This window comes from uncultured Endozoicomonas sp., assembly GCF_947495845.1.
In the GTDB taxonomy this organism is placed as follows: domain Bacteria; phylum Pseudomonadota; class Gammaproteobacteria; order Pseudomonadales; family Endozoicomonadaceae; genus Endozoicomonas.
Genome location: NZ_CANMAO010000015.1, coordinates 57718 through 83472, shown reverse-complemented (window position 1 = coordinate 83472; position 25755 = coordinate 57718). Strand labels below are relative to the sequence as shown.

Sequence of the window (25755 nt, the reverse complement as noted above, 5' to 3'; positions counted from 1 at the left end):
TGTTTGCCCTGTCGATGTGCACACTATACGACCATAGGTTTTCACCGAGTTTTCCGGAACTATACAATTTTGTAAGATTAGGTGTGAAAGGTTATAGCCAGCCTTTTCGTTTAAAGAAGAGGAAGGTTGAAAGCGCACTGAGCAACATCAAACCTATCGCCAACGGATAGCCATACTCTACTGAAAGCTCCGGCATCACTTTAAAGTTCATGCCATAAATACTGGCAATCAACGTCGGCGGCATAAACATGACGGCCGCTACCGAGAAAATTTTGATGATGTTGTTCTGCTCAAGGTTGATGTAACCCATGGTGGATTCCATCAGGAAGTTAATCTTCTCGAACAGGAAGCCGGTATGGGGTGTCAGAGATTCAATATCCCGGAGCATTTCGCGAATATCATCTTTCTGGGCATCGCTGAGAATATTGTTACAGGCTCTCATGAGGTAACGCAAAGAACGCTGGGTATCGAGCAGGTTTAGTCGGACTTTGCCGTTTAAATCTTCCTGCAGAGTGATGGTGCGCAGTTGTTCATCCACGTCCACATCTCGAATATCTTCAGAGAGTGTATTCTGGCTGACTTCTTCCAGATCTTCGTACACTTCTTCAAGAGTGTCCGCCAGATATTCCACTTTGGCATCAAACAGTGCAATGACAATATCCAGTGGTGTGGCCGCATGGATATGCTGGGTTTTCAGATGTTTGCGCATCAGCCGGAACAGGCCGGTGGGTTCATCCTGCAGAGTAATCAGCTGATCAGGCCGGAGGTTAAAAGCGACGTTGATGTTTCTCAGCTCATGACCCGCACGATGGGGGAACAGTGAGCGGATATGAATGCCGCTTTCGGTTTCATAGTAACGGGAGGAAATCTCAATTTCCCCAAGGTCGTCTTCGTCGGGCAAACAACCTGGAAAGTAGGTGTTCAACCATTGATGTTCATCAATGTCCGGTTCCGTTGCTTCCAACCATATAGTGCCCTTAGCCGGAGGAACATCTGGAGTAACCCGGTCAATGGAAAATCGGTTTTCCTGAGCACTATAGGCATAGATCATATGTACTGCCTCTGCTGGTTGGTGTGCATGTTAATAATAAATACCCTTTATTATGATAAAGGGTAAAAAAGGCGCGAAATTGTACGATAATTGACTTTTGCTTGGCTAGGGTCTGTTGACGATGCGTCGCATGCTTAGCGGCTCCTAGGAGCCTGTCGGACTTACCACTGACCTACTGCGAAAAAGCCGGATTTGGCCATTTTTTATGCTCCTTTTCGTTGAATAGCTCGCTATTCGCCTCAAATGAGAATAAAAACTGACTCAAACCGGACTTTTTCTCGCTACGGTCGGCTAAGTCCGACAGGCTCCTAGGAGGTGATAGCATCCAGTTTGGAGGCTTCCCTAAGTACATCACACAACTCTGAGCAGATTTTTCGGCTCATGGCTTCATCTTCAATCGGATTCATGTTCCGGTCAGAAATAAAGAAGCTGTCTTCTACTTTTTCACCAAAAGTGGCGATTTTAGCGCCTTGTACCTGAAGCTCAAGTTCTGCAAATGTTTTTCCGATGAGTGTCAGCAATCCGGGGCGATCCGTCGCGGTTATTTCCAGCACGGTCTGGCTGGGGTCAATCTGATTACTGATGATGACTTCCGGCTCTCGGCTGAAGTGCCTTAACTGCCTTGGTGTCCGGCGGCGAATGACATTAGGGAATCCGTCCGGTGCTGCCAGTACATTCTGCAGGTGATGTTGAATCTCCCGAATTCTGGCAGGGTTCGCGCCGATAGCCGATCCGTCTTCTTCCAGCACCCGAAAGGTATCAAGACTGAAATTGTTATCAGAAGTGATGATTCGGGCATCCTGAATCGCCAGCCCCAGTTGGTGAAAGGCGGCCACAATGGCTGCAAACAGGTTGGGGCGATCAGGCGTGTAGACAAAAACACAGGACCCTTGGTTGTCATAGTCTTCATCCACTTCCGGGATCAGGATCAATGGCGTTTCGGATAGGTGGTTCAGAATACCTTCGGTTTGCCAGACGATTTCTTCACTTTGATGGCGTTGGAAATAATCTTCGTTAAACAAGTGCCACAGATCATTGATCTGTTTTTTGGCAAATCCTTTGTCGATCAATAGTTGTTGTGCCTGCTCCTGCGTCTCGGCAATTTGTTCATCAAGGTCTGGCAGCTTATCAATCCCACGTTTTAACAGCTGTAGTGTTTGGTTATAGAGCTGTTGCAGCAAAGATGCCCGCCAACCGTTCCATAGCCCGGGGTTGGTGGCGTTGATATCCGCCACGGTTAAGAGATACAGGTATTTTAAACGATCGCGTGTTCCGACTTGTCTGGCAAAATCCTGAATGACCTGAGGATCAGAAAGGTCTTTTTTCTGGGCGGTTACGGACATGGTTAAATGTTCTTGAACCAGCCAAACAATAAGAGATGTGTCGTCTTTGTTAAGACCATGGGTTCGGCAAAATTGTTGAGCGTCTACCGCGCCTAATTGAGAGTGATCACCGCCACGGCCTTTGCCTATATCGTGGTAAAGGGCAGCAATATTGAGCAGTTCCGGTTTTGGTATGCGATGTATTATTCGGGAAGCAATTGGGAATCGGGCGCTCTTTTCATGAGACGTTTTGCCGTAGGCAAAGCTGCGCAGGTATTTGATCAGCAGTAAGGTGTGGGCGTCCACCGTCAGGGTATGAAATAGATCATACTGCATCTGCCCGATAATCTTGCCAAATTCCGGCAGGTAGCGACCCAGAATGCCGTACCTTGCCAGCCGTCTCAACGTGGCTGTCAGGGCATAAGGTGCACGCATTAATTCAAGAAACAGCTTGTTGCAGCGAGGGTCTTTACGGAATGTGCGATCCACCAGATGGCGGTAGTCTCGCATCAGTCGAATGGTTTCTGCAGTGGGCCCGAGGATGGATTGATCCCGGGTCATCAACACAAACATTTCCAGAATCGCCGGTGGATACTCGGCAAAAACACTGTCATTAACGGTTTCAATGTAGTTATTGCAGATCTGAAATCGGTCATTGATCGTGCGCACAAATTGCGGCGAGTGGGCGCTGAGAATATTGTCGTCAAAATGCTGGAGTAGCAGGTCTTTCAGCTGGCTGACAATCATGGCCGTTCTGAAATAACTCTGCATGAATTGTTCAACCGCCAGAGCGCCGGTGTGATCGTGATAACCAAACTCATTGGCCAGGGCTTTCTGGTGATCAAACAGCAGCCGGTTTTCGCTGCGGCCGGTCAGAGTGTGCAGAGCCCAGCGGATTTTCCAGAGAAAAGCCCGGCATTTTTGCAGTTGCTGATATTCGACAGTGGTCAGAAATCCCAGTTCAAGAAGTTCTGCCGGATCGTGGGTGCCGTAATGTCGGCGGGCGACCCAACCGAGCATGTGCAAATCTCTCAACCCACCGGGAGAACCTTTGAGGTTGGGCTCAAGGTCATACTCGGTATCATTGTACTTACGGTGTCGTGCACGTTGCTCATCAAACTTGGCTTGCAGATAACGCTGGCTGTGCCACATATGTTCAGTATCAATAGAATCCATCAAGCGTATGTGAAGGGATTCTGGCCCGGAAATCACCCGGGACTCCATCAAATTGGTGATGATGGTGAGATCACTGGCAGCTTGTTCGGCACACTCTTTCAGGGATCGAACACTTGAGCCAACTTGCAGGCCGATATCCCAGAGCAAGGTTAAAAATTCTTCAATGGATGTCTGATGCTGCTCGTAGTGTGCTTCCTCAAGCAGAATCAGAATATCAATATCGGAGCCGGGGTGAAGCTCGCCACGACCATAACCACCCACTGCCAGCAGTGCTACCGGGCAGCCCCGGTTCCAGTTCAGGTGTTCCCAGACCAATCGCAACACCTGATCGATAAACCATGCGCGGCTATACACCAGCTGCTCAATATCCATGCCGTCCTTAAACAGCAGTGACATTTTTTCAGTCGCCTCTTTGATGCATTTTTTATAGGCAGGAATTGGGGTTTTGGAGATGGTCAGGTCAGCACGAAACTGACTTTTGTTGAACAGACTTTCTTTGATTTCGTCTGGGATATGCTCGAAGGGCGTATTCATTATTAGTCGTTATCTTTGAACCATTATTTGAAACTCGAATCTAAATGTCCGGTGTCTGTTTAATAGTTGAGCTGCAACCGATATGACAGGAACGAGAGCTGAAGAGATTATGCCATGTATGTTGTGCACTGTAAGTACCCGGCCATATGGAATCGAATATTTCTGGCTTGTTGATCAGGTTCTCTGCAAGGCGCAACGGCGGGAGCATAGCGAGCTATGTGACCAGAGTTGCAACGCAGTCAGAGGGGCTGATCAATGAGTCAGAGAATATGATTTCATATGGTTGGGTACTTAAGCAGTGACGTTGTAATAGATTCTCAAGAGTGGGCATCATAAATAATGATGGTTCATTGTTATTGGAAGACAGAGGTTGAGGCGTTTGAGGGCTGGACTTAGGGAGATGGTTTGAGGAAAAGAGAGTACGGCAACCAGCGTCTGTTGCAGTTGCCGTAAAAATACGATGCTAAAAAGATTCTTCAGCCCGCTTAGTCAGAACTTCACAACCAGTGGCTGTGACAACAATGGTATGTTCCCACTGAGCCGAAGGGCGACGATCTTTAGTTACAGCTGTCCAGCCATCACCCAGAAGTTTGGTGCCTTTTTTACCGGCATTGATCATGGGCTCAATAGTGAAAGTCATGCCTTCTTGCAGTACACAATCATTCTTATCGTTGTAGCCTTCGTAGTGGATGACCTGTGGATCTTCATGGAACACTTGGCCGATACCATGACCGCAGTACTCTTCAACCACGGAGAAATGATTGGCATGGGCGTGGTTGGCAATAACACGACCAATGTCTCTCAGGCGATTACCGGGTTTTACTTGTTCAATGCCCAGATAGAGACATTCCTGAGTCACTTGTACCAGACGCTCGTTAAAAGGCTGAACATCGCCAACAAGGAACATTTTACTGGTGTCGCCATGCCAACCATCTTTGATGACCGTGATATCAATATTGAGCACATCACCACTTTTCAGGATTTTCTTATCGCTGGGAATACCGTGACAAACCACTTGGTTGATGGACGTACAGATAGACTTTGGAAAGCCTGGACGACCGGGTGCGGCACCGTAGTTGAGTGGTGCAGGAATGGCTTTTTGTACATTGACGATATGGTCATGGCAGAGGCGATCCAGCTCACCGGTTGAAACACCGGGCTTCACGTAAGGACCAATCATTTCGAGCACTTCAGCAGCCAGACGGCCGGCAATGCGCATCTTTTCAATATCTTCCGGAGTTTTGATGGTTACATTCATGTCTGTTGTGTCGTGCTTATAAAATGCGAATAGGGTAATTGATATAGCTTATCAGAAACCCTTAAGAAAGTATTCGATCCTTACCTATTCAACGTGCGTCTATGGTTCTGCGAGGAGCCTGTCGGTTTTTTTCGCGAAAGTACGACACGCTTCCTAGACAGGCTTGTCCAGCAGCGCTCGCATCTTCCCCCACGGGTTTTTGATGACCCTGACCTCTAATTGCTTTTCCATTTCTGAAGCGGCAGCCAAAGCTCTTGATTTCGTTAGAGCGTACATTCCTGGAGAAATTCGTTTTGCTCTTGCTGCTTCTGAGTAATCACATATTTTGTTGTAGAGTTCATCGTTCGATCTTAAGTCGGAAACGTCCTGAACAGTTTCTGCCATGTTTTTTAGAAGTTGGGCATGATTTCCATCATGTTCCTTTACTGAATCCATAAACGCTGTAACAGATTTCTGTTCAAACACACCGTAGTTGGGTAAATGCAGCATAGTGTCGCCGCCTGCAGAGAGAGCAAGATGTGAGTTGCCATAAAAAAGCAGAATATCCCCCGTTCCGCAACCGTGTCCGATAAAGGTTGGGATTCCGACATGCCAAAAAGTTCGGTGATTTTTTCTGTATAAGTAAAGTCAATGTCCATGGCTTCGTTGTCTATCAGCCAGTTAACAAGCTTATCCTTTGGTAATACGCCGCTTTCCATTCCTGCCTGTAAAACCCCTTCCCAACAATTAAGTTTTGAATCTTTGGTGATAGGGGTGTCATTTTGCACCAGTTCCTGTAGACCATTCTCCTTACCGTGGGCGTTCACTGCTGGAAACCCCCATTGATATTTGCCAACCATATTCTGGGCTGCATCTACAACCTTGGTTCCCAGTGAATTGGTTTAGAGGGCTCGTTTAGGGTGATGTTGATGATTTTATCCATCGGTATAGTGTGGCTTTCGAGGTCGGCTGAGCCGATGGTGGTTGGTGATTCTGAGTGATATAGCTCCGCTGTGTCCCTAGTAGTATTTACAGTAATGCTGTTCTGATTGTGATGGATGGTTTCAATTGAGGTGTTGACATCTTTTGATGGAATGCTCGGGGTGTTATTAGTGGGAAGTGCATCGAGTGTAGCTGGTTCGGCGGTCATCTTCCTGATGTTCAGTGCTTGAAGGGTTGTTTGTTGCTGCATAGCCGTGTTGTCGGCAATACGGGATCCCTGCGTTGTGGGCGGTTGCAGTTTGGGTGTTTTTACTGCGATAGATGAGATTTTATAACTCGATAAGAGCTTCGGCAGTGATTTTATTATGGAAGCCAGATACCGTGTGGCCTTATGCAGGGTAACTTTGCGCTTATCCGCTGTTTTTCCAATATTTTCGTTTTTTAAGTTATCAATGCTGCTTGATGTTACCGCCAGATTTGCCCCAATCTTGCTCATAAACGTGTCTTCCCTGACCGTTATTTAGACCCATTGCACTTAACAATAATAGTCAATAGACCCTAGGAGGCTGACCGAGAATAGGTTGCCCTACTGCGGTGGTAGTAAATTGGCCTAAAAAATCTGTTTTGTTCAGCAAATAGCACCACTATCCACTTCACAAAACAGATTTTTTATCCTCAATTTTCTACCATCCTCGCGACGGGCGCTATTCTCGGTCAGCCTCCTAGGGGGCGCTACCAACTGGTCATCCAGCCAGTTGGTTATACAAACACTCAGGTAATACCCAAAGGGCATAAAGGCGAACGATGCAGGACATGGTGGTTCCCTGTTCAAATCGTTCAACGCAGCATGAGTGTTTGTATAACCAACCCGAAGGGCCACCCATGATTTGCGCCATACAGCGTTACTCGCTGCTTATGTGGAATAACCACACAGCGCAGCTCGTGCCTTGCCTGGCGCAAATCATGGGTGGCTGGTTGTATGACCAGTTGGTAACGCCCCCTAACATCTTACCGGTTTTAGTGGTTGTTGATGAATCTTTCAGCAATGTGTTAAACGAATACCTTTGATGACTATGGCGTAAGATTAAATAAAGGCCAGAACAGAGAATGCAATAGCGCCTATTGGTATGGCAACCTGAGCGTACCGTGTAACCTGCCAAAAACTCGACAGCCACGTTCTTTCATCAACATTTGGGTTTGAACGAAACTTGAGATCCAGACTCTTCTGGGAAAAGTAATAGTCTTCCTGCCAGCCGGGGCTGAAGATATCCCAGAGGAAATACCATGCGCTGCAGTACCAGGCATTTGGGTTGACGTCACAGGACTGATGATAAAAGGGCATGTTTTTCTGGTAAACCGTCAGCTTCAGGGTGTATTCCGTATCTGGCGCCAGATGGTCATCATAGCTGAGACCATCATCGGACAAGAAGATCTTGCCAGGGTAGTAGGCAATGGATGGCACCAGAGTTCGGTAAAGGTTTTTCTCAGGGTAATCGCCATTCTTCAGTTTAAATTCCCACAGGGTCGAACGGCGGATTTTCTGGTCACTGGAGATAGCGTTCAGAGTTTGCTGTATACCTTTGGCTTCATCGATATAGATAGTTGATTTCAACCTCTCTCCAAAGAAGGACGGCTCGTATAATTGAACACGAATAACGACATTTTTCAGTTTTTGGGAAACATCTTCTGACACTTCGTTGAGTGCGGCGGCTGAGAGATCTTGAACCCTGACGAATTCGGGAAAGCCCTTTTCTTCTCTAGCGGCGTTCAGCCCCATTGCCGATTGCCAGACTATGGGGGATATTGGCTCATTGTCGTAAGCCTTGGGCAAGCTTAAAGCATTAGGGGAAAATGAGGCTATGCGGTGTTCAGTTGTTACCGTGAAGCTGATTTTATCATGGCCGTTAACACGGCAGGATAGGCTTTCCGCTGTCTGGTTATGGACTGCTTGATGAATAGAGTAATCGTTTTTGGGATCCTCAATGGCCAATGCCGGGGTGAGCCAACTATAATGTGTGGCACTTTTATTTTTGACCGTAACAGGCTCCTCTTCCCCGGGTAACAAGTCGTAACCATTGGCCAGTCGATCAATATATCCTGCAATCTCAGGGTTCCAGTTTGCAAACTCCTTCTTTAGAAACGTTACATCAAACTCCAGTTGGCTCGGGCTGCAGTAGGTTTTTTCGTGAATAGTGACATCAGCGAAACAAGTCCTTGGTGAAGTGGTGCAGAATGTGTTTCCTTCAGAGTCTGTATCACAGTCCACATCAATACCACAGATACTACTGTCCGTAATCAGCTGACAATCCTGCCAGTCCCAGACAAGCTGTGTCGTATACTCCAACGTTCCAGACCAGAAGGGGGCAGCTTGTTCTCTCAGTTGTTCGGCGGCTTCATGACGACTGATGTTTTTTAGATCAAGCCAGGCTTCTTCATCAAAGTCTTCTGCTTGTCGCACATGCAGACCGGCATTCTGGGTGCACCAAAGGCCTTCAGAGATGAAGTTTCTGGTTTTGTGTGCAGGGATGATGTTTCCCGGACATATCTGGCTATGACGTGCCATGGGAAACGATTGTTGAACGCAGAAATTATCGTAAGCCATCAGCTTTAACGAGCATAAGGTACAGAATAAAGCCAGTCCTGCTAACCGGCTTGGACGCGGTAACATCAAGTTTGATATCACAGGATGCATGGCTATGGCTCTACTTTTGATTCTATTGGCGTCTTTTTGAATTACGACGCTCCTAATGAAGCATCAACAAACCCTGAGAACCTGACCTGAAAGTATTTCCGTATTTCGACAAACAAAACCCCGTTCGGGCTGAGCTTGTCGAAGTCCGTGGGCACTACCCTTCGACTTCGCTCAGGGTGAACGGGAAAGGGTAGATTTTTCAAGGCCAATTCCTAAGCACTGGTTAGAACGCTTGTCTTTTTTTACGACGCTGGGCCGTAGCATTGTCTCTGGAGAGTAAATCAATCACACCTTGCAGTTTTTTGGCTTCTTCCAGTCGGTTTTCTTGGTTTTCAAGTGCGTTGATGGAAAGCGCTATGGAGCCCTTTAGTGTGCCTGCCTCAATCATGGCAACATCTTCTTCAATATCTTCATCGTCGATATCTTCATCGATAGTGTTGTTATCCGCTATGTGGGAATCAGGGTAATGACCAAACACCTGCCTGGCTTTTCCTTCGAAGATTCTGCGCTCCTGATCAGTTGCCAGATAATGCCGACGATAGCCATTACGAACCACTCGGAGACCGCCCGAGCGGCTTAATGCCAGCTCTTCTTCGATGTCCTTTCTGATCAGGGCAAGAATAAAGTATTTGGTGGCATACTCATTGCCCCGACCGGATACCCAGGTAAGCCAGGCACTGACGGAGGTCCATTTCTTGCTCACGGCCCTTTCTTGTTCGAAAGTGGTGAGTGCTTCTTTGGCAAGGTTGGCATAGTGAGTTAATTTGTTCTGATCGTAGGTGGGGTTGGCACCAATGGTCATATCACTGAGATAGAAATCCAGATTGAAAATGCGTTTGCTGTATTCAACCGGAATAGTACCAATTTGAATGCCGTAGGTTGCACGAATGTAAGAACGAGCCCAAAACGCTTCGATCAACATATCTTTGGCACGCGCCCGACCTTCATCGTCATGACCGGTACGATAACGCTCGGAGCGACCGAAACTGTCCACATAGGTTTCCAGAGCATTTTTGGTAAAACGGTTGATGCCTTCATCGATCACACGTTTGTCTTCAGTTCTCATGGCCCTGAGTTGCATGACGTTGCGTTTCATATCCGCAATTTGTTGCGAGGTGAAGAGCGTCATCCCTTTCAGCTGGCTACTGTCAATACCGGTTTGTTGGTGAAAAATGCCGTTGGGTAAAATGATATTGAAGGGCAGGGCTGCTGTTCGGTGATTCAGGTTATTGATGGTCGTTCGATAGTGATCTGCCAGCGGGCGCAAATCCACCTGACTATCAACAGTGATGGTGATGTCATCTCTTAAGGTGGGATAATGCTCAAGGGTTTCAACGTCATCCATAAATAAAGCCGCTTCCTGTTTGTAGGCTCGAATCTGGCCAAGGAAGTCGTTAATAGGAACCGGTTGAAAGTTGGCTTCATCGGACATTTTTTCAAGCTCGGACGTAATGTTAGTCAGCGCTCTCACGCTGTGATGAAGTCGATCAATCGTTGACAGTAGCAGGTCACTATCCCGCTCGCCGCGCAGGTAAAAATATTTGATGTACTCCCGCTCGATCTCTGTTTTGTCCGATAGGTTGATATTTAACTGCCCCCCCTCTCCGGATAAAGAAGCGGGGAGAACAGAGAGTAAAGAGGGTTGCGAGGCTGCCAGTATGGAAAAACTGAGTACGGATATTAGCAGGCTGAATATAGCCAAACTGTAGTTATGGAAGCGCTTCATTTAAGACACCTGATTGATCAGTGCAAGTAGTTATACATGTAACGGGGCATGCTACTCATTGACCGTAATGAAGATGGTTGGTTCAAATATAATTGAGAAAAATGTTCGGTTTTATGGGGGGGGCCGGTAGTACATTTAGGTAGGAACGGTTACAAAATAACTTTCATCTTTAACCGTTATCCGTTATCCGAAAAAGCCTTGCTGCTTTTGCTTTTACGGATAACGGTAAACGGAAAGCGCTGCTCTGAGCTTTGAAAATATTCAGGGACAGTTCCTTAATGAATCGACGTAAAGGGTTTTCCTGAAATTAATCTTGTACTATAGTTCTGTTTAAAAGACGGGGGACGGATACCTAGCTTCCCTGTGAATACTAATAAAAATAAGATGAGTGCTGTTCTCCATGTGTTTACAACGAGCATTAAAATACCAGGCGAGTATTCTCCTTCTTTTTGTCATGTTGACTGGCTGTGATCCTACAGAACAAACAACCTTTGATCCTGCCTTGTCCAGCCAGATTCAACCCCATGATCCTCAGCTCTCAGCGATCTACGATCGTAGCTGTAAAACCTGTCACACGCTGGAAGGCACTGGCGCACCACTGACCGGCGACAGCCAGGGTTGGCAGGTTCGAATGGATAAAGGCATGGATGCATTATTGGACAGCGTTATTAACGGTTCCGGTGGTATGCCGCCTTTTGGTATGTGCATGGATTGTGACGTTGACGAGTTTGAAGCACTGATCACCTTTATGGCGGCACCGGCGATTCCGGCCACGTCTGCAGAATAATAATAAAAGGAAAGCACCATGTTGAATCGTCGGCACTTTTTAATGTCACTGTTAACCGTCGCCGCAGCGGAAGCTATTTCCCCGGCGATCAGTTTTGCTGAAGCCACGGCTAAAGGACAGAAACGCCGTATCCCCTGGAGTAACTGGTCTGGCTCCCAGAGTTGTTTACCAGAATTCAGAACTGCACCAGCAACGGTTGCAGAACTTCAGGAGATTATCACTTCAGCGACAGGTGTTGTTCGTCCCGTCGGTTCAGGTCATTCCTTCAGCGCCCTGGTGCCGACGGATGATGTATTAATCTCACTTGGTCGTTTATCCGGATTGATAAGCCATGATGCGGAAAAACTGCAGGCAACCTTATATGGTGGTACTCGCCTTGGTGCTATTGGTCAGCCTCTTGAAGATATTGGGCAGGCGATGATTAATATGCCGGATATCGATCAGCAATCCCTTGCCGGGTGCCTGGCGACAGCCACCCACGGTACCGGCGCTGGCATTGGTTGTATGCCAACCACGGTTAAAGGTCTCGAGCTAGTGACAGCCAATGGCGACATACTTCAGTGCAGTGACGATGAAAATCCGGAGATCTTCCAAGCGGCTAAAGTCTCCATGGGCGCATTGGGTGTTGTCACCAAAGCCACCATTCAAAATGAGGCGCCTTATCGCTTGAAGCGGGAAACCGTGTGGCGGGAGTTTGATGAAATCATGGAAGTGGCTGAATCCATGGCGGACAACAACCGTAACTTTGAATTTTATTACATTCCGTTCACCGGCATGGGGTGGACCGATGTTCATAACTACACCAATGAACCCATCGCCTCCACGGACAGACTCGACACTAATGATGGTGCCAATGATCTGAAACTGGCACGGGATTTACTGAGCTGGTCACCAGCCCTGCGTGAGCTGATACTCAGCACGTATATGAAAACTATTGATGACGAAGTGGTGATCGAAAGTTCCTGGAAGAACTATGCCAGCGATCGTAACGTGCGTTTTAACGAGATGGAATACCATCTGCCCCGGGAAAATGGCCTGAAGGCGCTAAAAGAAATTCGTGAAGTTCTGGAAAACAATTTCCCCGAAGTCTTCTTCCCCTTCGAGTGCCGTTATGTGAAAAGCGACGATATCTGGATGAGCCCATTCTATCAGCGGGAAACGTTCTCTATTGCCGTGCACCGTTTCTTCGAAGAAGATTATCAGGACTTTTTCAAAGCCATTGAGCCGATTCTGAAAAAATACCATGGTCGTCCACATTGGGGTAAGCTGAATACTCTGACGGCGCAGGACTTTTCCAAACTCTATCCGAAGTGGAATGAGTTCAAAGCGATTCGTAAAGAACTGGACCCAAATGGTAAGTTCCTGAATCCTTACCTGAAGAGTTTGTTTGTCTGACATTTTTCAGGAGTCAGACCTCGTTCCCACGCAAAGCGAGGTTGTCGCGAAACCCCATACTTCTCGTTCCCATGCTCCGCGTGGGAATGCATACCCCAAAATTTTCAAGGGGATACAGTATGGGTTCCCACGCAAAGCATGGGAACCAGGGTTTTTGCGACAACCTCAAAGCATGGGAACGAGAAATCACTTACAACAAGGCTAATAACAATAATGACGAGGCCTTAAATGCATGAACGCTATTTTCAGAATCTGGATAAGGTCCTGAAAAACTCCGGCATCTGCCAGCCAACATTGGTCATCGATAAACAGCGGCTGGATCAGAATATTGACCATCTGAAGTCAGTGATCGATCGTGGTTTTGATTATCGCATCGTTGCCAAATCATTGCCGTCTATTCCCATGCTTCGCTACATTATGGAGCGCACGGGAACCCGACGGTTGATGAGTTTTCATATCCCTTTTTTGATTCAGGTGGCTAAAGAAATTCCAGAGGCCGATGTGTTGTTGGGAAAACCCATGCCCATCAGTGCAGTGAACGCTTTTTATCAATGGTATCTCAGTGCCCAAGGCGCATTTGATCAACAATCTCAATTGCAGTGGCTGGTGGATTCTGTTGAGCGCCTGCAGGAATACGAACACTTTGCCAAACAGCATGATCTGCAACTGCGCATCAATTTGGAAATCAATGTAGGCCTGAATCGGGGCGGCTTTGAAAATCCGCAATCCTTTGATCAAGCCCTTGGTTTACTACAAGACAGTGCTCATTTAACCCTGTCTGGCTTAATGGGTTATGAAGCCCACATCACCAAAATCCCTGGTTTTCTCGGTGGGCCCGCCAAAGCGTTTCGAAAGGCGATGGCGCGGTATCAGGATTTTGTTCGGCAAATCTCCGACCGGTTTGGTCATGATGTTGTCAAAGATCTCTGTCTTAACGCCGGCGGCAGCACCACCTTTCCTCTGTATAAAGAGCAAGGTGTCGTGAATGAACTGGCCACCGCTTCGGCGTTGGTAAAACCCACAGACTTTGACGTATACACATTGGATCACCTGGAACCGGCGGCGTTTATTGCTACTCCAATATTAAAAGATGTCTCTAACCCCAGCCTGCCAATGGCGTCGGAGCTTTCGGCATTGTTGAGAAAGATGGGCCTTTCGCCAAAGCGTGGATTGTTTATTTATGGTGGTAACTGGCTAGCGTCGCCTTGTTATCCTGAAAAAAGTAAACGGGCTGATTTGTTAGGGCATTCCAGTAATCAGGAACTGTACGAGGTGGCGGTGAATCATCCCATTCAACGAGATGATTTTATGTTTTTCCGACCAACCCAAAGTGAAGCACTGTTGTTACAGTTCGGGGAATTGGCCGTTATGGATAAAGGTGAAATCAAGGAATATTGGTCAGTGTTTCATTATCCTGAACAATGCCCTGATGCAGGCGCCAATGAAGCTTTAAATAAACATTTTAATAAAACTCTCAATACAAAAAAGACAATAAATCCGGAAGCCGGAATTAGGAGTTAATCGTGCCAGTAATTGTTGCTGTTCTTGCCTGCCTGTTGATGCCGGCGTTGCTTATTATTCTCTGCCAGCGCATCAAGATTCTGGATAAACTGGGCGTAGTGGTGTTGTCCTTTGGCCTGGGTATTGCGCTCAGCGGTTTTCTGGATTTACCCGCATTGTTTTCTGGCGGTGATCTAACCGCGGCTCAGATCAGCCTGACGGAAATCTCTATTGCCCTTGCTCTGCCATTATTGTTGTTCTCTATTAATGTGAAGCACTCCATGAGAATGGCGGGTGATACCATGAAAAGCATGGTGGTTGCGGTGGTTGCCGTGGTGATTGTCACGGTGGCAGGTGCCTTTCTCTTCAAGGATGCTCTGGGCGAAAATATCTGGCAGATTGCGGGTATGTCCGTCGGCGCTTACACCGGTGGTGGTGTGAACATGGCGGCCATCAAAACTGCCATTGAAGCTGATCAGAATATTTTCATCACCATGAACACCTACGATATATTGCTGTCGGCGATCTATCTGATTTTTGTGATGACCATCGCCAAATCCATTTTTGGTCTATTCCTGCGCCCATTTTCTTCGAGCAAAGCGGGGCAGGGAGAAGAATCTGAAAACGAAATGGCGCACATGGCCGATGAAACCGCCAATAGCTATAAGTCACTGGTCAAATTAAAAGCATTCCCACAAACATTGTTGGCTATCGTCTTTTCCGGTGTGGCTGTTGGCCTTGCGCTTGGCTTTTCTTCGCTGTTGCCGGAGTCTGTGTCATCGGTGGCCACCATTGTCAGTATCACCACGTTTGGATTGATGGGTTCTTTTATTCCTTTTATCCGTAAACTGACCAACAGTTTTCAGGCGGGCATGTATCTGATTCTGGTGTTCTGTTTTGCCATGGGTTCTATGACCGATGTACGTATGCTGGCAGAGCTGAATTACGATTTGTTCGCCTACATTGGTTTTATCTTGCTGGGCTCCATGGTGATTCAGGCCATTATCTGCAAAATGCTGAAGATTGATATTGATACCTTCATGATCACATCTTCTGCAGCTATTATGTCGGTGCCGTTTATTCCGGTGATTGCCGGTGTGCTTAAAAATCGTGAAATCATGTTGCCCGGTTTTGCTGCGGCCATTATTGGTTACGCCCTTGGAAACTACTTAGGCGTGCTGGTGGCCTACAGTACTCGCTATTTATTGGGTTTATAACCGGTGATTCTCTGGAATAAAACCATCCTTATTGCCGGAGCTTCCTCCGGCATTGGTCGTCGTGTCGCCCTGCAGCTGGCTGGGAAGAATAATCGGCTGATCATTTTTGCCCGTCGCAAAGATCAACTGGAATCCCTGGCAGAAGATATTCTTGCAACAGGGTCGAAGGTGTTGCTGGTGGCCGGCGATGCTTTGAGTAAAGAGCAAGCTGAAGCCGCTGTTTCGCAAGGGATTACAGAATTTGGCCGTATTGATGCGGCGTTATTAAATGTTGGCGATGGCCCAGCGTTTAATATGAGCAAAACCGGCGTTGATGATGTTTTGGGTAATATGGATTTGAATTACGCCACCATGGTGAATTTTCTTATGCCGCTCATTGCTCAAATGAAATCGCAGGGTGGAGGTCTTATTGCCCATACTAACTCTCTGGCTGGATTTTTGGGCTTGCCCATGCAGGGGCCGTATTCTGCAGCAAAAGCAGCTTGTCGGATTTTGATGGATACCTGCCGGATTGAGTTAAAACCTTTTGGGCTCAGGTTTGTGTCAGCCTATCCGGGGTTTGTGGCGACGGAACGGGTGGCTGAAGATGGCATACCAGCCCCTTTTGAAATCAGTGAAACAGTCGCTGCAAGGCACATTATCAAGGCGATGAAAAGGGAACGGGCGGATTATTTATTTCCTTTTATTACCGGCAGCTTGATCAGGCTCGCGTTACTGCTTCCCAAGTCGATCACTGGGTACCTTTTAAGTAAAAGTGTGCCATCTGATTATTGATGGCGCTATTCAATATTTCTTTCTATTTTTGTGTTTTCATAATCAATTTTAACGATTTTATGAATTTGTTAGTAATGCTGACTTGATTGTTATTATATTTTCTTTTGGTTTTCAATAAGCTGTGTTTAAAGTTTGTGATGAGTCTGGGAAATAGAGCAGTATTGGCTACTTTGCAGATTGACTAAGTCCATATCTGATCCATTATTTTAGAGATTTTGAATCTTTGGTTTAGAAAAGTTTTATTCACTGGAGTAGTCATAATGGACGGTATCCCACTTAATTTTTATCAGTCAGCCTCCTATTCTTGGCATTCGAACAATGATAAAAACGTTGTTGAACGATTTTTCCGTGCAGTCGGTGCAGTCTTTTCAGGCGCAGTCGGTCAGTATAAGGTAACGGTTGCGGATGCAACGAACTACATTGATAAATTCGGTGGAAAGATTACGTGGGCTGGGCAAGAGCTTATCAAACATGTACCGATCAAAGAACGAAAAGCTGCATTGGTTGGCGGGTCTGCTGAATTACCAAGTGTTCGCTCACTTCAGACTCGGCAAGTACCAGAAAAGGTTGCAAGTACACCCGCTTCATTACAGAGCTCTGTGCCAGCTGAGAAAGTGCAACAAGAGAAGGTATCACCAGAGGCTTCCCCTGTTTCTGAAACATTCGTAAAGCGGACTCCTGAATTAGTTAAACCTTCGGGGCGCAATTTGGCATCAGGTAGAGCGTCAACCGGCGCTGTTTCAGCAAGTAGTGAAAATACACTCAATTCGCTGACAAGGTCACACAATGACAAGCCTGAAGCTGAATCTGCACATCGGAAAGTGGCAAAAAAAGAAGCATCCACTATTACTGCTAGCAGCACCACGTTAACCACTGATAGCGCAAATCAATATGGTGCCGTTGATATTAAACCGTCTCAAGTTGCTAACGTTATTCAGCAGAATTTCTTTTCACACGGTGATGATTTTACCGAAAATAAGCAAGCTTTCGGGCAATTTTCTCAGACGATTTTAGATGAGAATATTGTAGGTTTAGTAAATGAGCGATTTTCAAAATTTAATGTGACAGACTCAGAAAAACTCACATTTAGTTATAAAAATGTTTTCATGTGCGAAATCAGGCTATTGATGGCTGTTCAGAGTAAAAAAGAAAATCTGCTTAAATTGATGAACGATGCGCATAGTTATAAGGCAAAAGGTGATATCAATGCTGAAAAGATTGCCAAGGTGGAATTTGTTAAAGTATGCATAGAAAACCAGCGTGCCCGTCAAAGTGCAAATTTTCAGAATAGAGAGTATGAAAATACCAAGCAAGCGAATTTGGCTGGCAGTAGCGCCTTGGTCAAACAAGGGAGATTTACGCCTGAACAGGCTTTTTCCATTTTGAGGGAACATAATAATGCAGCGTATAAAAGAGGAAAAGAGTTAAATCAAAAATACGGTGAGCAGGACTTTGCGTTTGAGCTGGACAAGGCTATTCATGAAGCAAACGGTCAATATAATCAGCAAGGGGGGGCTCGGGATATTAAAAAACATACCTTGCAAGCACTTGAGAAACTAATGAAGTCAGGGAAGATAATTGACCTTGAAACGGGAGGCCTGATTATTCCTGGTGAGGTTGCTCAATTTTCGGAAAAGCAAAAACAATATGAAGAATATGCAAAAAAACTGCATCAGCATTATCATCGCATCTCTGAATACCGTCAGAGTCGTGACCCAAGTAATCCGAAAGAATCAGACAATATAAAGGATATTTTACAAACCATTCTGCAGATTGTTGAGGTGCAAAATTACTGCAGGAGCCAGTTCCGGTTGGATGATTCTGAGAGGCTGCAGCAGTTGGCATGATTTTAGGATTAATTGATTGCATGCATGATATTAACAACTCTTATTCAGACTAACCATAATGATTGATAGGGTTCTATTAAGCTTGGTTTCTTCTGGTTGTGGGGTAAAAGGTTTAACTTATTTATAATCTGGCTGTTACTTAATTCAATAGGATTAGCGGTCATATTATGAATTGCCGTCAGGGATCTTCCCCCTGTCGACTTTCTGTTGAAAGCAAAAATCCCCGTTTTTATGTGCAAAATAGCTTGAGTGGCATCAGGATGAAAGCACGGTTCATTTTGTCGAATCTCAAGAATATCTTTCAACGTATTGAAAATCAGCCCTTGAATGGATGACGGGTTATCAAGCTCTGGCATCAGTTCATCCATTTCCCATTTCCGACGATTGATAGAACGAGTACGCCCAGACCGTTCAAGGCCCGAAATGTCATTGGGTGTTGCCAGCAGGCTATGAATATACAGTGCAGGAATGCCTTTCATGCCCAGCATAATAATTTGTGCGCAAAGAAACCGTTGAACCTGCCACTGATCTTCTCCACGACGAGTGCCTTTCATGGCGTCAAATAATGAAATATTAATCTCGTACGGTTCTTCACCGTTATCCGGCATGGAGCGCATGCTTACAAAGCCGCCAAAGCGGTGCATACTGTCTACCAGCTCGGCAACATCGCTATCCGGAACTACCCCTTCCAGAGATCGCAAACCAATACCATCATGGGAAGCGGTGAAATTCAGTACCGTACAACCTTCTGGAAAATCCGGTAATGCACTAGCCCAGCGCACCAGATGTTTTTCTGTGCCCCGATTCAGTGCATGAAGCACCAGCGGTGGCAGAGCAAACTGATACACCACATGGGCTTCATCGCCGTTGCCAAAGTAGCTGAAATTCTCAGGATCAGGAACGTTGGTTTCAGTCAAAAGCAGTGCACCAGGGCAGACTTCTTCCATAATCAGGCGGATTGCTTTCACAATGGCGTGGGTCTCGGGCAGGTGTACACAGGATGTATTTAATTCTTTCCATAAAAAAGCAATGGCATCCAGCCGCACTACACTGGTGCCTTTGCTGAGATAGAAAAGCACAATATCGATCATGGAAATCAGAACGTCCGGGTTTCGGAAGTTCAGGTCGATCTGGTCTTCACTGAAGGTTGCCCACACATGTCGGGTGCCTCGCCGGGTTTGAATAGGCACCAGCAGAGGTGAGTTCCGGGGGCGTGTGACCATGGACACATTGGTGTCCGGATTTTCTTCAATAAAGTAGTCACGACCAGGCTGATTGCCGCCGACAAAATCGGCAAACCAGAGGCTTTCCCGGGAGATGTGGTTAATCACCAGATCCGACATCAAACGAAAATTGTCGCTTATGGCAAGAATATCGTCCCAATCCCCAAGCGTTGGGTTCACCTGCAGATAATCAATCACCGAAAAGCCATCGTCTGAGCTGTAAGGGAAGTATGGAAGAATATGAACGGTGGATATTAGGCCCTCCAGCTGTTGATCCAGAAAGTCTTTTAACACCTGAAGTGGTGGACGATCGCCGTCTGTCAGGCTGTCGCCGTAAGTGATCAGAAAAACATCACGCTCAGACCAGACGGGCTGTGCGGGTGTTGGGGAAGTCGCCATAAAGTGCTCCACCCGGCGAACAATGACACTGGCCAGATCGTCGCTCCTCTCTCCATAAGGAAGCTTGAGCAGGCTGGACAGGCGCTGGTGAATCTCTATGAATGCTTGTGGAATGCTTTGCACAATGTAACCCCCGGTTATTCCTTGAATAATGAAAGCAGAATCCGTACCAGTGTTGGTTGGCACAAGTCGTGCATTGTTTTGGGGCAAATGGTTAAAAAAGGAATGCTCCATTGATTAGTAAATGTCTGTTTCCCGTTGCCGGTTATGGCACTCGTTTTTTACCGGCCACCAAGTCCATGCCCAAGGAGATGCTGCCCATCGTGGACAAACCCCTGATCCAATATGCCGTGGAAGAAGCCATGGAAGCAGGGTTGACGGATTTGGGTTTTGTGAATGGCCGCAACAAACGAGCCATACCGGATCACTTCGATATTAATTACGAGCTGGAAGCAGAAATCGCCGGTAGTGGCAAAGAAGAAAAATTGTCGTCTATTCGCGATGTCATGGCGGCCTGTACTTTTTCTTATACACGACAGAATCAGATGCTGGGGCTGGGTCATGCCATTGCCTGCGGAAAAACGTTAATTGGTGATCAGCCTTTTGGGGTGATTCTGGCGGATGATCTTTGCACCAACGATGAAGGCGCCCTGGTGATGGCGCAGTTGGTGAATCTCTATAAACAGTTTCGCTGCACCATTCTGGCGGTGCAGGAAGTGCCGGCAGAAGAAACGGAAAAATACGGTGTCATTGCCGGTGAAGCGTTGGATGACCATTTAATCCGCGTCACGGATATGGTGGAAAAGCCGGCACCTGCGGATGCGCCAAGTAATCTGGCTGTGATTGGTCGTTATGTATTAACGCCGGATATTTTCGACATCATCGACGAAACCGAACCTGGAAAAAACGGCGAAGTGCAATTAACCGATGCCATTCTCACTCAAGCCAGAAAAGGTTGTGTGATCGCCTGTAAGTTCAAAGGCAATCGTTTTGACTGTGGCAGTATTGAGGGTTTTGTCGAAGCCACTAACCGCATTTATCAGAAACGACTTGAACAACAGGCTCGCTAATTTATGAAGTCTAACGGCGAGAAGTGGCTGGTGTTCACGGATCTGGATGGCACGTTGCTGGATCACGATTCTTATGGCTGGGAAGGTGCCGAAGCGGCGCTGAAATTATTGGCAGGCCATGATATTCCGGTGATTATAAACACCAGTAAAACCTTGCCGGAAGTGGTTGCCTTACAGCGGGAGCTGGATCTCAAACATCCTTTCATTACTGAAAATGGCATGGTGACAACCGTGCCTGGCGATTATTTCCCTAACCAACAGGACACAGAAACAACCCATTTCTTCCATGGTTTGCCTTACCGGCATATACGTCGATGGTTAATCAATATTCGACAGCAGAACGGTTTTCGGTTTCAGGGATTTGGTGATCTGACAGTGAATAACGTTGTTGAACTCACCGGCCTTTCAGAAGTGGCAGCAACACAGGCAATGAATCGTAAGGCCAGTGAGCCTTTAATCTGGATGGATACTGAAAAAGCACTGACACAATTTAAGCAATTGTTAAACGATGAAGGCTTGTACTTAACCAGAGGCGGGCGGTTTTATCATGTCTCCGGTAAAGGCAATAAAGGTCAGGCGTTGTTAAGTCTGTTGCAGCGATTTCAGTCTGCTTATCCCGATACCTATTGGAAGACCATCGGCCTTGGGGATGGTATGAATGACCAACCAATGCTGGAAGCAGTGGATTACCCGGTGCTGATTCGTTCTGAACATGGTGCGGCGCCAGATATACGGCATCTTAGCAAGGGAATTGAAACCACAAACACAGGTTCCAAAGGTTGGAATGAAGCGATTCAAACATTGATTCAAAAACATATTTATTAAGATATAGGACGGTTAGTCATGGGCGACTTTTATCAAAATGGCATTATTACCAACTTTCACAACTTGCGCGTACGCAGCACAGAAGATATGGAACGCGAGCTTCAGGCTTTTTCCAGTCAACGACCGATGTCGTTGGTGTTGCCGTCTCTGTACTCAGAGTTGGAAGGCTCTGCCCTTGGCAATATTGTTGATGAATTAAGTAAGGTTCGTTACCTCTCGGAAATAGTGATTGGCCTTGATCGTGCTGACCAGAAACAGTATGCCAATGCCCGTGACTTTTTTGCCCGGCTGGATCAGCATCACCGGATTCTCTGGCAGGATGGCCCTCGTCTGCGCAAAGTCGATGAACTGTTGGCCAGCAAAGGGTTGGCGCCAAGAGAGCCGGGTAAAGGACGAAATGTCTGGTACTGTTATGGTTATGTGTTGGCTTCCGCTAAATCGGAAGCGGTGGCATTACACGACTGTGACATTGTGACCTATAAACGGGATCTGTTGGCAAAACTGCTGTATCCAGTGGCTAACCCTTCATTCAGCTATGACTTTTGCAAAGGATATTATGCCCGAATCGCCGACCATAAATTGAACGGCAGGGTCAGTCGTCTATTGGTGACACCGCTATTGAGAGCGTTGAAAAAGATTCTCGGACCCATGGAGTATCTGGAGTATTTAGACAGCTTCCGTTACCCGCTGGCGGGGGAATTTTCCATGCGCACCAGCGTCTTTAATGATATTCGCATTCCCAGTGACTGGGGGCTGGAGATTGGCGTGCTTTCTGAGGTGAAACGTAACTACTCCAGTAAACGATTGTGTCAGGTGGATATTGCCGATATCTACGACCACAAGCACCAACCGTTATCGGAAGATGATGTAAAGCAGGGCCTCTCCAAAATGAGCCATGACATCATCAAAGCGGTCTTTCGAAAACTGGCGACTAACGGCGTACAGTTTAACACCGAAACCTTTCGGACAATTAAGGCAACTTATTACCGGGTTGCTTTGGATTTTATTGAATCCTATTACGACGATGCCATGATGAATGGCCTGCATGTGGATCGTGATAGTGAGGAAAGGGCGGTCGAACTGTTTGCAAAAAATATCATGGAAGCCGGGCAGCACTTTCTGGAACGCCCGATGGAACAGCCGTTTATTCCCAGTTGGAATCGAGTCATCTCTGCGGTGCCAGATATTCTTGAGCAACTTTATGATGCGGTTGAGGAAGACAATATGTAGAGTTGTTTTGTTCAGCGCTCAGCGGGTCTGAAGATAAATGAAATACCTGTAAGTTTGTTGTTTTTTGTTCTTCTTTGGGTCTAAGATGTTGATTTTATTGTTTTTTGCTGCCTCGGTTTACACTGTATTTATGTTCGGTAAACCGAAAATCTGTCAATTAATAAAATCTATTGGGCATATTCTTTTAATTAATTTTAACCCTTCGCGGTTTGGTCGTAATCTTACCTACAACGAACTGAGACATTCAGTACAACGTTAAGGTTTAGTACAACCCAAAGAGAAACCAAGAAGGTATATAAAATGACTCAATCACTGATCAACACCAAAGTTAAGCCATTCAAAGCGACTGCCTTTCACAATGGCGAATTCGTTGATATGACCGAAGAAACCATGCTGGGCAAGTGGGCAATTGTCTTCTTCTACCCTGCAGACTTCACGTTCGTATGTCCAACTGAGCTGGGCGATGTTGCTGACCATTACGAAAAACTGCAGTCCATGGGCGTTGAAGTGTACTCCGTGTCTACAGACACTCACTTCACTCACAAAGCATGGCACGATACTTCTGACACCATTCAGAAAATCAAATTCCCAATGATTGGCGATCCAACCGGCACCATCACCCGTAACTTCGGTGTGATGATCGAAGAAGAAGGCCTGGCGCTGCGCGGCACCTTCGTGATCAACCCGGAAGGCGAAATCAAAGCCATCGAAACCAACGATCTGGGCATTGGCCGCTCCGCTACAGACCTGGTTCGTAAAGTGCAGGCTGCCCAGTACATTGCTGAGCACGACGGCGAAGTTTGCCCAGCTGCATGGCAGCCAGGTGAAGAGACTCTGGCACCTTCGCTGGACCTGGTTGGCAAAATCTAACTGCTGACTGTTAGCCAAACATCCGGGCATCGCCCGGGTGTTTCTCTTCAAGGCTGACGAGGCATTCTGATTGCCGAACCCAACTTCCTAACCCCAATTTCACAATCACAATGCCTGGTCAGTTTTTCTGGCTCACCCGAATGAGCCTGCTTTTGTTCAAATTTTATAATTAAGGTGGCGCATATGCTTGATACAACCATGAAAACCCAGTTGCAGAGTTACCTTCAGAACCTGAAGTCGCCGGTTCAATTATTAGTGTCTCTGGATGACAGCAATAAATCCGCTGAAATGGATTCTCTGGCAAGCGACATTGCCAGTCTTTCCGACAAAGTGTCGATCTCAAAGCTCGACAACAGCAGTGAACGCAGTCCACAAATGCTGGTTCGCTCCGAGGCCACAGGCAGTGAAATCCGCTTTGCCGGTTTGCCAATGGGGCACGAATTTACCTCTTTGGTTCTGGCTCTCCTCCACAGCGGCGGCCACCCGATCAAAGTAGACGACGCCGTTGCTGAACAGATCAAAGCATTGGAAGGCACTTACCGTTTTGAAACCTACGTTTCTCTGAGCTGCCAGAACTGTCCGGATGTGGTGCAGGCATTGAATATCATGTCTGCCCTGAACCCAAACATTACCAACGTAATGATTGATGGCGCACTGTTCCCGGAAGAAGTGGACGAACGCAAAATCATGGCAGTGCCTTCCGTTTATATGAACGGCGAGTTGTTTGCCCAGGGTCGTATTTCTCTGCAGGAAATTCTGAACAAGCTGGATACTGGCGCTGCTAAACGACAAGCGGCAGAAATCTCTGAAAAAGCACCGTTCGATGTGCTGGTGGTTGGTGGTGGGCCTGCTGGTGCTTCTGCCGCTATTTACAGTGCCCGTAAAGGCATTCGTACCGGTATTGTCGCTGATCGTTTTGGTGGTCAGGTCATGGATACCGTCGGCATTGAAAACTTTATCTCTGTGAAAGCCACGGAAGGCCCAAAGCTGGCAGCCAGTCTGGAAGAACACGTTCGTGATTACGATGTGGACATCATGACGCAACAGCGTGCCAGCAAAATTGTTGCAGCAGACCAGGTGGGTGATCTGATTCAGGTAGAACTGGAAAGTGGTGCAACGTTAAAGAGCCGTTCACTGGTCATCGCTACCGGCGCCCGCTGGAGAGAAATGAATGTACCGGGCGAACAGGAATATCGTGGTAAAGGTGTCGCCTATTGCCCACACTGCGATGGCCCGTTGTTTAAAGGTAAGAGAGTTGCGGTGATTGGCGGTGGTAACTCTGGAATCGAAGCGGCGATTGATCTGGCCGGTATTGTAGAGCACGTCACTGTGCTGGAATTTGACAGCAAACTTCGTGCAGACGACGTATTGCAACGCAAAGCACGCTCCATGGGCAATATTGATATCATCACCGAAGCCATGACCACAGAAGTGATTGGCAATGGCGAAAAGGTGACTGGCCTGACGTATACCGATCGCGCCACCAACGACAGCAAATCCGTTGAACTGGCAGGCATCTTTGTTCAGATTGGTCTGGTGCCAAACGCAGAGTTCCTGAAAGGCTCTCTCGAACTGACACCAAGAGGTGAAATCATCGTAGGCGCTCAGGGAGATACGTCAATGCCTGGTGTTTTTGCCGCCGGTGATGTGACGACTGCGCCTTATAAGCAGATCATCATTGCCATGGGTGGTGGAGCCACGGCAGCACTGGGTGCATTCGATTATCTGATTCGTACGCCGGAGCCTCAGCAGCAACAGGCAGCTTGATTTTTGCTGCTTTAAATTTTGATTTAATACGGTATTAGCCGTCATACGACGACGGTTTGCGTAAAAAGACCTCGGTAACAAAACGTCATCTGTTGTTACCGAGGTTTTTTATTGGCGGTAGAAAGTCCGCCGTATCCCCTAAGTACCCGATCATTAGGAGAGTGAACGCAA

At 46.9% G+C, this 25755-nt stretch carries 20 protein-coding genes; 11 read left to right on the top strand and 9 right to left on the bottom strand.

Annotation, left to right across the window (positions count from 1 at the left end; genetic code table 11):
- Positions 1 to 91 precede the first annotated feature (91 nt).
- From corA to Q1B11_RS11585, 8 genes are all read right to left on the bottom strand, one after another.
- Positions 92 to 1051, bottom strand: coding sequence for a magnesium/cobalt transporter CorA (gene corA / locus Q1B11_RS11620; protein ID WP_299732574.1), 960 nt, complete (start codon positions 1049 to 1051; stop codon positions 92 to 94).
- Between the two features lie 308 nt (positions 1052 to 1359).
- Positions 1360 to 4083 (bottom strand): [protein-PII] uridylyltransferase, encoded by a 2724-nt coding sequence (gene glnD, locus Q1B11_RS11615; protein WP_299732571.1) that lies wholly within the window; start codon positions 4081 to 4083, stop codon positions 1360 to 1362.
- A 463-nt stretch (positions 4084 to 4546) separates the two neighbouring features.
- Positions 4547 to 5341 carry a type I methionyl aminopeptidase gene (map, locus tag Q1B11_RS11610; protein WP_299732568.1) on the bottom strand — a complete coding sequence of 265 codons (795 nt, stop codon included), beginning with the start codon at positions 5339 to 5341 and terminating at the stop codon, positions 4547 to 4549.
- 153 nt (positions 5342 to 5494) lie between these two features.
- Complete coding sequence (locus tag Q1B11_RS11605) at positions 5495 to 5776, bottom strand: hypothetical protein (RefSeq protein WP_299732565.1); 282 nt, start codon at positions 5774 to 5776, stop codon at positions 5495 to 5497.
- On the bottom strand, positions 5764 to 6180 hold the full coding sequence (locus Q1B11_RS11600) for a hypothetical protein (protein ID WP_299732562.1): 417 nt from the start codon (positions 6178 to 6180) through the stop codon (positions 5764 to 5766). Before Q1B11_RS11600 ends, Q1B11_RS11605 begins: the two co-directional genes overlap by 13 nt.
- A 14-nt stretch (positions 6181 to 6194) precedes the next feature.
- Positions 6195 to 6758: a hypothetical protein gene (locus Q1B11_RS11595; protein ID WP_299732559.1), complete on the bottom strand. Its 564-nt coding sequence runs from the start codon at positions 6756 to 6758 to the stop codon at positions 6195 to 6197.
- A 588-nt stretch (positions 6759 to 7346) separates the two neighbouring features.
- On the bottom strand, positions 7347 to 8825 hold the full coding sequence (locus Q1B11_RS11590; protein WP_299732556.1) for a hypothetical protein: 1479 nt from the start codon (positions 8823 to 8825) through the stop codon (positions 7347 to 7349).
- Between the two features lie 352 nt (positions 8826 to 9177).
- Entirely contained in the window at positions 9178 to 10680 is a 1503-nt protein-coding gene (locus Q1B11_RS11585) for a hypothetical protein (RefSeq protein ID WP_299732553.1), read from the bottom strand.
- A gap of 400 nt (positions 10681 to 11080) precedes the next feature.
- Here Q1B11_RS11585 and Q1B11_RS11580 point away from each other — a divergent pair, with 400 nt between their 5' ends.
- From Q1B11_RS11580 to Q1B11_RS11555, 6 genes are all read left to right on the top strand, one after another.
- A complete protein-coding gene (locus Q1B11_RS11580; protein WP_299732550.1) occupies positions 11081 to 11467 on the top strand; it encodes a c-type cytochrome in 387 nt (128 codons plus the stop codon).
- A gap of 18 nt (positions 11468 to 11485) precedes the next feature.
- Positions 11486 to 12862, top strand: coding sequence for a D-arabinono-1,4-lactone oxidase (locus Q1B11_RS11575; RefSeq protein ID WP_299732547.1), 1377 nt, complete (start codon positions 11486 to 11488; stop codon positions 12860 to 12862).
- 228 nt (positions 12863 to 13090) lie between these two features.
- On the top strand, positions 13091 to 14383 hold the full coding sequence (locus Q1B11_RS11570) for an alanine racemase (RefSeq protein WP_299732544.1): 1293 nt from the start codon (positions 13091 to 13093) through the stop codon (positions 14381 to 14383).
- A 2-nt stretch (positions 14384 to 14385) separates the two neighbouring features.
- Positions 14386 to 15579 (top strand): DUF819 family protein, encoded by a 1194-nt coding sequence (locus Q1B11_RS11565; protein WP_299732541.1) that lies wholly within the window; start codon positions 14386 to 14388, stop codon positions 15577 to 15579.
- A 3-nt stretch (positions 15580 to 15582) separates the two neighbouring features.
- Entirely contained in the window at positions 15583 to 16353 is a 771-nt protein-coding gene (locus Q1B11_RS11560; protein ID WP_299732538.1) for an SDR family NAD(P)-dependent oxidoreductase, read from the top strand.
- Between the two features lie 260 nt (positions 16354 to 16613).
- The gene (locus tag Q1B11_RS11555) at positions 16614 to 18200 is read left to right on the top strand and encodes a hypothetical protein (RefSeq protein WP_299732535.1); all 1587 of its coding nucleotides are present in this window, start codon (positions 16614 to 16616) and stop codon (positions 18198 to 18200) included.
- A 44-nt stretch (positions 18201 to 18244) separates the two neighbouring features.
- On the opposite strand, the gene Q1B11_RS11550 is transcribed toward Q1B11_RS11555, so the two are convergent.
- Positions 18245 to 20008, bottom strand: coding sequence for a sugar phosphorylase (locus Q1B11_RS11550; protein ID WP_299732532.1), 1764 nt, complete (start codon positions 20006 to 20008; stop codon positions 18245 to 18247).
- Between the two features lie 47 nt (positions 20009 to 20055).
- Here Q1B11_RS11550 and galU point away from each other — a divergent pair, with 47 nt between their 5' ends.
- The 5 genes from galU (at position 20056) to ahpF (ending at position 25584) form a co-directional block, all read left to right on the top strand.
- On the top strand, positions 20056 to 20892 hold the full coding sequence (gene galU / locus Q1B11_RS11545) for a UTP--glucose-1-phosphate uridylyltransferase GalU (protein WP_299732529.1): 837 nt from the start codon (positions 20056 to 20058) through the stop codon (positions 20890 to 20892).
- A gap of 3 nt (positions 20893 to 20895) precedes the next feature.
- On the top strand, positions 20896 to 21717 hold the full coding sequence (locus Q1B11_RS11540) for an HAD-IIB family hydrolase (protein ID WP_299732526.1): 822 nt from the start codon (positions 20896 to 20898) through the stop codon (positions 21715 to 21717).
- Positions 21718 to 21735: 18 nt separating this feature from the next.
- Positions 21736 to 22947, top strand: coding sequence for a glycosyl transferase (locus tag Q1B11_RS11535; protein WP_299732523.1), 1212 nt, complete (start codon positions 21736 to 21738; stop codon positions 22945 to 22947).
- 300 nt (positions 22948 to 23247) lie between these two features.
- On the top strand, positions 23248 to 23817 hold the full coding sequence (ahpC, locus tag Q1B11_RS11530; protein WP_299732520.1) for an alkyl hydroperoxide reductase subunit C: 570 nt from the start codon (positions 23248 to 23250) through the stop codon (positions 23815 to 23817).
- Positions 23818 to 24000: 183 nt separating this feature from the next.
- Positions 24001 to 25584 carry an alkyl hydroperoxide reductase subunit F gene (gene ahpF, locus Q1B11_RS11525; RefSeq protein ID WP_299732517.1) on the top strand — a complete coding sequence of 528 codons (1584 nt, stop codon included), beginning with the start codon at positions 24001 to 24003 and terminating at the stop codon, positions 25582 to 25584.
- Positions 25585 to 25755: the final 171 nt, after the last annotated feature.